This is a genomic window from Paraclostridium dentum, assembly GCF_048568265.1.
Lineage (GTDB): Bacteria > Bacillota > Clostridia > Peptostreptococcales > Peptostreptococcaceae > Paraclostridium > Paraclostridium dentum.
The window spans coordinates 2732454-2744270 of record NZ_CP183813.1 but is presented as its reverse complement, the minus strand read 5'-3'; the positions used below and the strand labels follow the sequence as shown (position 1 = coordinate 2744270).

Here is an 11817-nt window from a genome sequence, read left to right as displayed (position 1 = left end):
GACGTTATTAAAAAATAAGGAGGAATGTGTATGGAAAATGTATTAGAACAAATACTTGAAGACAACAGAAAATATACAAATTATGGACATGTAGCAACTTATATACCAGAATTAAAAAATGCAAGACAAGATGATTTAGGTATATGCATGATTGATATGAATAATGAAATTCATACGGCTGGAAATTTTGATAAAAAGTTCACAATCCAGAGCATATCTAAGCCTATAATATTAGCTTTAGTGCTTAGTGAAAATGACTGGGAACATGTATTTTCTAAAGTTGGTATGGAGCCTAGTGGAGACCCATTTAACTCTATTATGAAATTAGAAACGAAAGAATGTAAGAAGCCTTGTAACCCTATGATAAATGCAGGAGCTATAGTTACAACTTCCATGATAAAAGGGAAAGACCTTAAAGAAAAAGAAGAAAAAATGTTAAACTTTTTTAAAACACTAGCTAAAAATGATAATTTGAAAATAAATTATGATATATATGAATCGGAGAAATTAACAGGAGATAGAAATAGAGCTATGGCTTATCTTTTGAAAAATGATGGGTTTATAGATGGCGATGTAGAAGAAGTTTTAGACTTATACTTCAAACAATGCTCTATAGAAATTGATTGTATAGATTTAGCTAGAATAGGAGTTAACCTAGCATCTTATGGAGTGGATGTTGAAACGGGAGAAAGACTTATAGATGAAAGAATATCGCGTATAGTTAAGACGTTTATGGTAACGTGTGGAATGTATGACGCATCTGGAGAATTTGCAATAAAAGTTGGGATTCCTGCAAAATCAGGTGTTGGAGGTGGTATATTAGCTTCAGTTCCTAAAAAGATGGGAATTGGAATATATGGACCTGCCCTTGATAAAAAAGGTAATAGTATTGCGGGTATAAAGATATTAGAATCTTTAAGTGAACAGTATAAAATAAATATATTCTAAAATAGAGAATTTTTTGACAATTACTACTTGATAATATATAATTATTTATATAATTAAATATTTTTATGGGTGGTGGGGGAATGAAAGAAGTTTTAGTACTAAGAGATTTAGAGTGCATAAAAGCAATTGCACATCCAAGAAGAATAGATATTTTAAATGCGTTTAAATCAATTCCGTTGTCAGCAAAACAATTATCTCAATTGCTAGATGAACCGCATGCAAAAATAAATTACCACATAAAGACTTTGTATAAGGTTGGCGTACTAGATTTAGTAGAAGAGAAGGTTAAATCTGGAATTGTTGAAAAGTATTATTATCCTACAGCTAAGCATATTGTTATAGGTAAGAATGCTTTAAATTTTAACAGTAATACAGAAGATAAAGATATAGGGGATATATGCATATCGAAGTTTGAGAATATGAGTAACTTATTTTATAAAGCTATAGAGGAAAATGATATAGATAGTGAGTACATAGCTAATTATAATCAAGTTTGCTTAAGTAAAAGCGAAATAAAAGAGTTATCCAATACAATAGAAGAAAAAATTAATGAAATTGTATTAAATAGAAAACATAATGAAGCTGAGATGAAATACGACTTAGCATTGATAACGATACCATTAGAAGAAAAATGCAAAGCATAAAGTATCAACAAAATTTGTTGATACTTATTTTTTTGGGTATATTATAAACGAATATAAAATTTAGGAGGGAACATAGTGATAGTAATAGGACCACATATTTCGATAGCAAAAGGTTTTGCAAAAGCTGCAGAAACAGCTGTAAGTATAGGAGCAAATACATTCCAATTTTTTAGTAGAAATCCAAGAGGTGGCAATGCTAAATCTTTTGATGAAAAAGATATAATGAAATTTCAACAAATAAGAAAAGACAATAAATTTGGCCCACTATTAGCACATGCTCCATATACAATGAACTTAGCTGGTGCAAAGGAAGAAGTTTATGAATTTGGAAGAATGGTTATAAAAGAAGACATTCAAAGAATGGATTCTTTAGGAATTGAATATATGTGTTTTCATCCAGGTAGCCATGTTGGGTCAGGAGTAGATACAGGGATAGATAAAATAGCTAATGCGCTTAATGAAGCTATAACTGGAAATGAAAATATAATGGTACTACTTGAAACGATGTCTGGAAAGGGAACTGAAATAGGGTTTAGTTTTGACCAGGTAAAGGCTATAATCGATAAGGTTGATCATAATGAAAGGCTAGGCGTATGTTTAGATACTTGTCATGTATTTTCAGCTGGATATGATATTGTTAATGATTTAGATTCGGTTTTAGATGATTTTGATAATATTATAGGTTTAGATAAATTAAAGGCAGTTCACCTTAATGATAGCATGATGCCTTTTGGAGCGAAAAAAGATAGACATGCTTGTATTGGAGAAGGTGAGATAGGATTAGATGCAATAATAAGATTTATTACTCATCCTAAGTTAAAACATTTACCGTTTTTCTTAGAAACTCCATTAGAAGATGAGGGTCATAAAAGAGAAATTGAAATGATAAAAGATATTATAAAACAAATACAATAAAATCATATATAATATAAAAATAAGAGACGATATTTAGAAAGTATCGTCTTAATTTATAAAAAGAGAAATTAATTATTTATGAAAATCAAAAAAATGAAATAAAATTGGGGGATGATTTATGAGAAAATTAGGAAGCACTAATATTGAATTAAATAGAGTTGGGTTTGGAGGGATTCCAATACAAAGAATAACTCAAGAAGATACAAATTTAGTTATAAATGAGCTTATAAATCAAGGAATAAACTTTATAGATTCAGCTAGAGGATATACTATAAGTGAAGAGTACATAGGGAATGCAATTGAAGGTAAAAGGGATAAATTTATATTAGCTACTAAAAGTATGTCTAGAAGTTATGATGATATGATAAGAGATGTAAATATAAGTTTAAATAATTTTAAAACTGAATATATAGATTTATATCAGCTTCACAATTTAAAGCCAGATGAATATGATGGAATATTTGATAATGATATGGCTTATGCAGCTCTTTTAAAATGTAAAGAAGAAGGAAAAATAAAGCATATAGGAATAACGAGTCACAGTATAGATACAATAAAAAAAGCAGTAAATAGTGGGAAGTTTGATACAATTCAGTTTCCGTATAATATAGTAGAAGATCAAGCTGATGAAATATTTAAAGAAGCTAATAAAAATGGGATAGGGGTAATAGTAATGAAGCCTCTTGCTGGAGGAGCTATTGACAATGCAAAATTAGCTATAAAATATATATTATCTAAAGACTATATAGATGTAGTTATTCCAGGAATGGATAGTGTAGATCAAGTTATTGAAAATACATCAGTCTTAAATAATCTTAATATAACTGATGAGGAAAATTTAGAGATAAAAGATATTATAAAAAAATTAGGGAATAGATTTTGTAGACGTTGCGAATACTGTATGCCTTGCCCTGTAGGGATAAATATACCTATGAATTTTTTACTTGAAGGATATTATAGTAGATACAACTTAAAAGAGTGGTCAAAAGATAGATATAAAAGTTTAGATGTAAATGCTTCTAATTGTATAGAATGTGGGAAGTGCGAAAGTAAGTGCCCATATGAATTACCTATCAGAGAAATGCTAAAAGATGTATCCAATATTTTAGGGTAAAAAAATCCCCCTATAAAGGGGGATTTGCTATTTCTTAGTAATAGTATAATCAACTTTGTACTCAGACAAAGGATATAACTCTATTTCTACTCTTGGGTTTTCTTTATCTATAAAATCAAACAAAAGAACTGGCTTTAACTGTTTATCATTTTTTATAATACCGCTTTTTTCTATTCCATCACATATACTTTTAGGATAGTTATGTAAATCGCCCATTTTTTTATTTGGAAAATATAGTTTCAACACAGTTATAAGGTCCTCTTCTATACAGGGGCCATCGTATTGTGTATTTATATATCCAGCAATCATATTTTCATATGCTAAGTACTTAGAGTGTTTGCCTTTAGAGGGCATCCAAGATTGACCGTGAATATTGTGAAGTTTAAAATTGGATTTACTTATTGGTCTACCTGGAATTGTCAACTTTATCATATATACCACATCCTTTATACCTTAGTTATTATAAATGTAAATAGAAATTAATGAAAGGGAAATTTATGAATAAAAATAAATTAAAAGAATTTTGTAAAAGTATAGGAATTAATTGTGTAGGAATAGCAGGAGTTGGACCTTATCACGACTTAGAGAATATTATAAAAGATAGAACAAAAAAAGATTTTATAACAGGAATGGAAGAAACATCTATTGAGAAAAGAATTAATCCGAGAGCTAGCATGGAAAATGCAGAGAGTATAATCGTATGTGCTTTCCCGTACTTCGTTGAAGATGTAGTAGATTCTAATTTATCAAAGTATTGTTATGGAATGGATTATCATATAGTTGTAAAAGAAAAATTACAACAAATTGCAGATTATATAGATAGTGAAATTGAAGGGTTTCAATATATGATATTTGCAGATAATGGACCATTAGTGGATAGATATTTAGCAAGTGCAAGTGGAATAGGGTATTATGGAATAAATAACAATATAATAACTGATGAGTATGGTTCTTTTGTTTTTATAGGATACATAATAAATAACTATTATTTTGAATCAGATAAAAAAAGCGAAAAATCGTGTGCTAAATGTGGAAAATGTATAACATCTTGTCCTGGGAAAGCTATACTAGGTGATTTTGAAATGAATCCTAAAAAATGTTTATCATATATAACTCAGAAAAAAGAAGATTTAAGTGAAGATGAAAAAATTGCATTGAAAAATAATAAAAAAATATTTGGATGTGATATATGCCAAGATGTATGCCCACACAACATAAGTATCTCAAAAACAAATATTAAAGAATTCAAAGAAGAATTGATATACAATTTAGAAGAAGAAGAAATAAATAATATATCAAACAAAGAATTTAGAAGAAGATATAAAGAAAAAGCTTTTAGTTGGAGAGGTAAAAAGATAATACAAAGAAATATTGAAATACTAGAAAGATAAAACTTTTAACTTGTACAGTTAGAAGTTTTTTATTTTTTTACTTAACATTTAGTAGATAGAAACATATTATATAAAAAGGAATTTTAAAGGGGGATGGATATGGCTAGATATGCTAATACCTCTCAACTAGAGGGCTTAAATGAGATAATAGGGCAAGAAAATGCAACAAAAGCTATGGAGCTTGGACTTAAAATAGATAATCCTGCATATAACATCTTTGTAGCTGGGGATAGTGGTACAGGGAAAACTACTTATGTACTTAGTGCTTTAAAAATGCATGCAGAAAATAAAAATGACCATAAAGACTGGTGCTATGTATATAACTTTGAAAATAGCAGAGAGCCTATAGCTATTGCACTAGATAAAGGTATGGGTAAATTATTTAAGAAAGATATGGAAAAGTTAATAGAAAGTTTATTGGATGAACTTAAGGATGCATTCGAAAGTGAAGAATTTGAAATAAGTAAAAATGAGTTATTAGATGACTTTGAAATTGAAAAAGAAAACTTACTCCAAAAAATTAAGAAGTATGGAGAAGAAAAAGGATTTAAATTAAAAAATAGTAAGGTAGGTATGATTTTCACGCCACAAGATGAAGATGTAGATACAACTTCTGAAGAATTTTATAAAGTTAAAAAGGAATTAGAAAATGCAGCTATACAAATTGCATATAAAATTAAAGATATAGAAGAAGATGCAAAAGAAGCTCTTTTAGATTTAGAATATGAAGTAGGGAAATATATAGTAGATCCACATATAGATAGTTTACTTGAAAGATATGGAGACTTTGAAAAAGCAAGAAAGTATTTAGATGATACTAAAAATGATATTTTAGAATATGTGTACTTATTCTATATGGATGAAGAAGATTTGAAAGAAAAGTACGATAAAGAACACTTTACAAGATATAAAGTGAACTTGTTGGTAGATAATGGATTAGATAGATGTGGAGCGCCTGTAGTTGTGGAAATAAACCCGAGTCCGGCAAACTTATTTGGGAAGGCGGAATACGAGTACTATAATGGTACTGTAAAAACAGATTTCACTAAGTTGTTACCAGGTGCAGTGCATAAAGCTAATGGAGGTTACTTAGTACTGTATGTGGATCAACTTTTAAGATACAATTTATCTTGGGATATACTTAAAAAAACAATACAACAAGGCGAAATAACTTTAGATACACAAACAGCTATAAAGCCAGAAAAGATACCTGTCAATATAAAGGTAGTACTTATAGGAAATAACTATATGTATAATTTACTATACAACTATGATCCTGAGTTTAATAAATATTTTAAAATATTTGTAGATTTTGACAATGAAATGAAAAAAAATGATTATAATGAAACTAGATTAGCAAACTTCATAGCTTCGTATTGTAATAGTAACAATTTAAATCATTTTACTTATGAAGGTGTAGAGCAAGTTGTTAGGTATAGTACTAGGATAACAGGTGATAGAGAAAAATTATCAACTAAATTTAATAAAATTGTAGAGATTTTAGTAGAAGGAGATGCTTATTCAAAAATAAGAGGATCTGAATATGTAGATAAAGAAGATGTGTTAAAAGCAATTAAAGAGAGAAGAGAAAGATTTAGTAAAATAGAAAAGAAAATGGATGAATCTATAGAAAATGGATTTACATTAATATCAACAACTGGATCTAAAGTTGGAGTTATAAATGGATTATCAGTTTTAAATATGGGTGAGTACTCATTTGGAAGACCTTGTAGAATAACCGTCACTACTGCACCTGGAAGCTCTGGAATTGTAAATATAGAAAGAGAAGTTGAAATGAGTGGACCTATACACAGTAAGGGCGTTCTTATATTAAATGGATTTTTACTAGAAAATTTAGCACAAGAATTTCCTTTATCACTTAATGCAAATATATGTTTTGAACAAAACTATGGTGGTGTAGATGGAGACAGTGCATCTGGAGCGGAGCTTTATGCTATGTTATCATCATTAAGTGGTGTTCCCATAAAACAAAATATTGGTGCAACTGGTTCTATAAATCAAAAAGGAGATATACAAGTTGTAGGTGGAGTTACTGAAAAAGTAGAAGGATTTTATTATGCATGCAAGAAAAAAGGTTTAACAGGAAGTGAAGGTGTAATATTACCAAGGAATAACCTTAGAAATCTAGTTCTTGTTGAAGAAGTAAGAAATGCTATAAATGAAGGTAGATTTCATATATATCCTATAGATAGAATTGAAGAGGCTATAGAAATATTGACAGATAAAACTTTTGAAGAAGTTAAAAGTTTAGCCATTGAAAAATTAAAAAAATATAGTGAATTAGATAAATAAAAAATAAAGGAACTGCATTTTTACTGCAGTTCCTTTATTTTGGGCAAATAACAAAATATTACAAGATAATAAATATAATTATAGTATATATATTGTTTTGTTTTGATAAATAATATAAGTAAATAGATAGAAAACTTAATAAGTATAAATTTATATATGTTTAAATTATGTTTAAAATTGTTATATATTATATATGTAAAATTACAACAAGGGGGAATTTAAAATGGCAAAAGCAAAAAAGAAAAATAGAGAAAATATAAAAAAAATATTAGATATATTAGAAGAAACATACCCAAATGCAGAGTGTGAATTAAATTATACAACTCCATTTGAACTTCTAATTGCAACTATATTATCTGCTCAATGCACTGATGTTAGGGTTAATAAAGTTACAGCTGAATTGTTTAAAAAGTATAATACAGCTGAAGAATTTGCTAAACTTAATACATTTGAAATTAGTGAAGAAATAAAAAGTTGTGGGCTATATAAAAGCAAAGCTCAAAAAATAAAAGAAACATCAGTATTGCTTTGTTCTAATTATGGTGGTCAAGTGCCTGATAATATGGAAGAATTGACAAAGCTTCCTGGAGTGGGAAGAAAAACTGCAAATGTAGTACTAAGTAATGCTTTTGGAGTTGATGCAATTGCTGTAGATACTCATGTATTTAGAGTATCTAATAGAATTGGGTTAGTAAAAACTGATACTCCTGAAAAAACAGAATTTGAACTTATGAAAGTTTTACCGAAAAAAAGATGGTCAAAAGCACATCATTTAATAATTTTTCATGGAAGGAGAATTTGTAAAGCAAGAAAACCAGAATGTAATATATGCCCATTAGTTGAATACTGTGACTATTATAAAGAAGGGAATGACTAAAATTGAAGAGACAGAAAATATTTTTCTTAGTAACATTAGTTATGCTATATTGTTTTGGATTGACGTATAAATCTTATTGTATGAGCAAAGAAAGTAAAATCTATAAAAATATATATATTGAAAATATTGATGTCTCAGGACTGACAGAAAGTGATGCGATAAAAAAACTAAATAATTCTCTATATAAGCAAGATTCTATAGAATTATTTTATGGAGATAAGAAATATAATCTATCTTTAAACGAAATTAACTTTAAATTTAAAGTAGATGATGCTGTAAATACAGCTATTAACATAGGTAGAGATAGTGACTTTTTTAATAATATAAAAACAAAATTTAATTTAAGTATAGGTAAAAGTATAAAATTAAATGTTGATACTGAATATGATAAAGCAAAATTAAATGAATATATCAATAATTTGTCCAAAGAAATAGATATTACACCAGTTGATGCTACTATAACAGTAGAAAATAACAATTTTAATATTAGTAAAGAGGTATATGGAGTTAATTTAAAGAAAGAAGCTTTACTTAGTGAAATTGATAAAAATATAAAAAATAAAAAATTTGGAAATATTAATATATATACAGAAACGATAAATCCAAAATATACTTATGAAAAGTTGGCAAATATAAATACATTATTAGGTCAATATGAAACAAAATTTAACTCGAAAAATCAAAATAGAGTTAGTAACATAAAATTAGCTATAAATAAAATAAATAATGTATTAATAGACTATAATGAAGAGTTTTCATTTAATAATATTATAGGTAAAAGAAGCACAGAACAAGGATTTAAGAGTGCGCCTATAATAGTAAATGGAGAAATGCAATTAGGAATGGGTGGAGGAATATGTCAGGTATCTAGTACTGTATATAATGCTGCACTATACTCAGGACTTGAAATCGTACAAGCTAGAAATCATAGTATACCTAGTGGATATATAGAAAAAGGAAGAGATGCTACTGTATCTTATGGAAATATTGATTTAATATTTAAAAATAATTATAAAAGTCCTATTCTAATAAAAAATGAGGTAAGAGATAATAAAATAATAACTACTATATATGGGAATGAAAATGATAAAAAAATAGTAGATATAAGAACTGATATATTAGGAATTATAAAGCCTAAAACTATAGAAAAAGAAAGCAAAGCTTTATATGAAGGAGAAACTAGAATAGAAAGCAAAGGCAGAAATGGATACAAAGTAAAAACATACAGAGTTTATAAGAATGAAGATGGATCTTCTATAAATGAAGAATTAATTAATGAAAGCTACTACCCTCCTAAAAATAAAGTTTTAATAAAGGGAACAAAGAAAAAGGTAGATACAACCAAAAATTTGAACTCTGAAATAATATAAATCTCCTAATGTAAGGAGATTTATATTATTTTATTTTTTTTATAAGTTTTTAGAAATGAAAACTTTTGATATAATTAGACTTATAAAATGTTAAGGAGGATTACGTATGTCTTTAAATATCGTATTGGTAGAACCTGAAATACCACAAAATACAGGAAATATAATAAGAAGTTGTGCTGCAACTGGTACAACTCTTCACTTAGTTAGACCCTTAGGTTTTTGTATGGATGACAAATATCTAAAAAGAGCAGGTTTAGATTATTGGGATTTAGTTGAAATAAAATATTATGATAGTTTTGATGAAGTAAGAGAACAAAACCCAGATGCTAAATTCTTTTACTCAACAACTAAAGCTAAACAAACACACTCAGATGTAAAATATGAAGAAAATTCATTTATAGTGTTTGGAAAAGAAACTAAAGGATTACCTGAAAGCTTAATAATGGATAATTTAGAAACTGCAATAAGAATACCTATGGTTGATATAGAAAAAGCTAGATCTTTAAATTTATCAAATTCTGTGGCTATAGTATTATTTGAAGCGTTAAGACAAATAGGGTATCCTAATTTAAGATAAAGTGTATACTATATACTGAAAAATAGGTTCAAAAAGAAGGTAAGAAATCTTATTATGATTATGATAAAGATTTCCTATCTTCTTATTTTTTTAAATTGTATACACTAAATATTAAAAAAAGTGAATAAAATTAAAATTAAATGTAGAAAATATTTTACATATAGTGTAAAATTTATGGTAAGAAATTATAAGAAAGATGTTCATAGGAGGTAATTATGAAACTTAAAAAGTTATTGTCTATAGGTCTTGTTACTGTATTAGCAGGATCGATGTTAGTAGGATGTAGTCCTTCTAAAGATTCAAAAGACAGCAATTCAGGTGGGGATGACAAAGTAAAAGTAACTATGATAACTGACGTTGGTGGAGTAAATGACCAATCTTTTAACCAAAGTGCATGGGAAGGTTTAGAAAAAGCTAAGAAAGACTTAGGAGTAGATGTTAAGTACATAGAGTCTAAGCAAGAATCAGATTACGCTAACAACATAGAAACAGCAATAGATGATGGAGCAAACTTAGTAATTGGTGTTGGATTTAAGATGGAAAAGGCTATAGGTGATGCTTCAAAATCTTATCCAGATCAAAAATTTGCATTAATAGATGCTGATTTCGGTGGTAAACCACCTAAAAATGTAGAAAGTATAATGTTTAAAGCAGAAGAATCATCATACTTAGTAGGATTAGTAGCAGGTAAACTTACAGAAACTAATAAAGTAGGATTTGTTGGAGGAATGGAAGGACCAGTAATTGAAACTTTCCAAGCTGGATTTACAGCAGGAGTTAAAGCTGCAAAACCAGATGCTGAAGTAATATCTCAATATGCAAATAGTTTTGCTGATCCAGCAAAAGGTAAATCTATAACTAATCAAATGATATCTAATGGTGTAGATATAATATTCCATGCATCAGGGGATACTGGTAATGGAGTTATAGAAGCAGCTAAAGAAGCTGGTAAAAAAGCTATAGGTGTTGATAGAGACCAAAATAGTGTTGCTCCAGAAACTGTTATAACTTCAGCTATAAAGAGAGTTGATGTTGGGGTTTATGATACTGTTAAAAACTTAGTTGATGGTAAGTTTAATGGTGGAAAAGTAACTGTTTATGGATTAAATGAAGATGGAGTTGGAGTAGCAGATACTACAAAAGAAGATGTATCTCCAGATGTATTAGAATTTGTTAATAAACAAGGTGACAAAATTAAGAGTGGAGAAATAAAAGTTCCATCTACAATGAAAGATGTAAAATAATTAAATTAATTTAATAAAAAAGACTAGCTATGCTAGTCTTTTTTTTCGTCCAAACTAACTATTATAAAAATTTAAATAAATTGTTTGAGGTAAATAAATGTAAATTAGATTTAAAATGAATTTTATATATAAGAAGGCAAATTAAACAATTAAAAAAATATTAAAAAATTTTTTATAAATAAAGAGGATTTATCAAAAAATAACATAAATATTTAGAATGACATAAAAAATAAATAATATGGTTATTTATAAGAAATCTAATGTATTATAACTTATAATTTAAATTTAAATTATAATAAATATAAAATTAAATTATAAAAATGACAAAAAATAACAAAAAGTATGTACAATAAATAAAATATTACCTACTATTTGTTGAAATTAAATTGTTATAATACTTATTTTTTAGTATAATAAAATTGGC

The 11817-nt window shown here is 27.6% G+C and carries 11 protein-coding genes; 10 read left to right on the top strand and 1 reads right to left on the bottom strand.

Annotated features, from left to right (window positions below; all coding sequences use genetic code 11):
• Positions 1–30: 30 nt before the first annotated feature.
• From glsA to ACN6I1_RS12735, 4 genes are all read left to right on the top strand, one after another.
• A complete protein-coding gene (gene glsA / locus ACN6I1_RS12750) occupies positions 31–948 on the top strand; it encodes a glutaminase A (protein ID WP_021431697.1) in 918 nt (305 codons plus the stop codon).
• Positions 949–1028: 80 nt separating this feature from the next.
• Positions 1029–1592 carry a winged helix-turn-helix domain-containing protein gene (locus ACN6I1_RS12745; RefSeq protein WP_024619966.1) on the top strand — a complete coding sequence of 188 codons (564 nt, stop codon included), beginning with the start codon at positions 1029–1031 and terminating at the stop codon, positions 1590–1592.
• Between the two features lie 75 nt (positions 1593–1667).
• The gene (locus ACN6I1_RS12740; protein ID WP_021428448.1) at positions 1668–2507 is read left to right on the top strand and encodes a deoxyribonuclease IV; all 840 of its coding nucleotides are present in this window, start codon (positions 1668–1670) and stop codon (positions 2505–2507) included.
• 118 nt (positions 2508–2625) lie between these two features.
• Positions 2626–3621 carry an aldo/keto reductase gene (locus tag ACN6I1_RS12735; RefSeq protein WP_220795979.1) on the top strand — a complete coding sequence of 332 codons (996 nt, stop codon included), beginning with the start codon at positions 2626–2628 and terminating at the stop codon, positions 3619–3621.
• Positions 3622–3648: 27 nt separating this feature from the next.
• On the opposite strand, the gene ACN6I1_RS12730 is transcribed toward ACN6I1_RS12735, so the two are convergent.
• A complete protein-coding gene (locus ACN6I1_RS12730; protein WP_021431699.1) occupies positions 3649–4053 on the bottom strand; it encodes a RusA family crossover junction endodeoxyribonuclease in 405 nt (134 codons plus the stop codon).
• A gap of 65 nt (positions 4054–4118) precedes the next feature.
• Here ACN6I1_RS12730 and queG point away from each other — a divergent pair, with 65 nt between their 5' ends.
• From queG to ACN6I1_RS12700, 6 genes are all read left to right on the top strand, one after another.
• The gene (queG, locus tag ACN6I1_RS12725) at positions 4119–5012 is read left to right on the top strand and encodes a tRNA epoxyqueuosine(34) reductase QueG (protein ID WP_419742138.1); all 894 of its coding nucleotides are present in this window, start codon (positions 4119–4121) and stop codon (positions 5010–5012) included.
• Positions 5013–5111: 99 nt separating this feature from the next.
• Complete coding sequence (locus ACN6I1_RS12720) at positions 5112–7325, top strand: Lon protease family protein (protein ID WP_419742137.1); 2214 nt, start codon at positions 5112–5114, stop codon at positions 7323–7325.
• Positions 7326–7548: 223 nt separating this feature from the next.
• A complete protein-coding gene (gene nth, locus ACN6I1_RS12715; RefSeq protein WP_021428395.1) occupies positions 7549–8202 on the top strand; it encodes an endonuclease III in 654 nt (217 codons plus the stop codon).
• 2 nt (positions 8203–8204) lie between these two features.
• Complete coding sequence (locus ACN6I1_RS12710; protein ID WP_419742136.1) at positions 8205–9572, top strand: VanW family protein; 1368 nt, start codon at positions 8205–8207, stop codon at positions 9570–9572.
• A 106-nt stretch (positions 9573–9678) separates the two neighbouring features.
• Positions 9679–10149: a tRNA (uridine(34)/cytosine(34)/5-carboxymethylaminomethyluridine(34)-2'-O)-methyltransferase TrmL gene (trmL, locus tag ACN6I1_RS12705; protein WP_021431704.1), complete on the top strand. Its 471-nt coding sequence runs from the start codon at positions 9679–9681 to the stop codon at positions 10147–10149.
• Between the two features lie 215 nt (positions 10150–10364).
• Positions 10365–11393, top strand: coding sequence for a BMP family lipoprotein (locus ACN6I1_RS12700; protein ID WP_021431705.1), 1029 nt, complete (start codon positions 10365–10367; stop codon positions 11391–11393).
• Positions 11394–11817 lie beyond the last annotated feature (424 nt).